Here is an 882-nt window from a genome sequence, read left to right as displayed (position 1 = left end):
CTTAAAAACCCTCTTCCATTAAAACAAGGATTGCGACCGCAAAATACTTTACCTTTTTCAAATCTACATTCTTGCTTAAAAACCCTCTTCCATTAAAACAAGGATTGCGACGTTGCGCTGACTGGTAACGGCCGTCACCTCCGCAGAGCTTAAAAACCCTCTTCCATTAAAACAAGGATTGTAATTATCCCCTATAATCCCAACGTTTTGCCGTGCAAAGTTCTTCCCACGTTGGATTGAATCTAAACCCCCAAAGTAACTAATCCCTATGCTTACTGCCGAGCTACGTGAGAAAATTAAAGAAAACTTAGCGGACGCTAAGGTGCGTGCCGCAAAGGATGTCAAAATAGCTTCCCACTCTTCAATCCCTGACCGTTTCTTGCTTGGGATTGGTAGTGGAGGACAAATAGAAGGCTTGTTTACGAGTCCTGCTTCCTTCAAAACGTCGAAGCGACTGTTCTTGTTCGTGGAAGACGGTCAGGGCGGTTATAGACATTTGTACAGAGACGCTCCGACTCAAAAGAAAATCTTGGAGGTACTCACCCCTGAACTTTTTGCGAAAGCGTACAAAGCTCCCGAGGGGCTATCGACCAGCGATAGTGGCATCCCTGTGCTTGCTTTCTTGCCCCTGTGGGGAAATGCAGCAGGCACAGCAGTGCTGACATCTGACCCGTCTGTATGACCACGTCTATCAAGTAGGCAGTCGCGTCTTCTAAGAAGAAGTAGTAGGATTAGCTCCAAACAAAACCCCTGACTTCGGTTAGGGGAAGATTTTTCTCTATCTTTTAAGTAGATAGGGGGGTAGATATGCGATAAATATCGGTAGTTTGGGCGACCTTAAATAACTTAAAAACCCTCTTCCATTAAAACAAGGATTGCGTA

The 882-nt window shown here is 45.0% G+C and carries 1 protein-coding gene; it reads left to right on the top strand.

All coding sequences use genetic code 11. The features are described 5' to 3' along the window. Positions 1-268 precede the first annotated feature (268 nt). A complete protein-coding gene (locus G500_RS0117890) occupies positions 269-682 on the top strand; it encodes a hypothetical protein (protein ID WP_027003539.1) in 414 nt (137 codons plus the stop codon). Positions 683-882 lie beyond the last annotated feature (200 nt).

Source organism: Hugenholtzia roseola DSM 9546 (assembly GCF_000422585.1).
Lineage (GTDB): Bacteria > Bacteroidota > Bacteroidia > Cytophagales > Bernardetiaceae > Hugenholtzia > Hugenholtzia roseola.
Note: the sequence above shows the minus strand (reverse complement) of the source record. Positions and strands in the feature narration are given on the sequence as shown.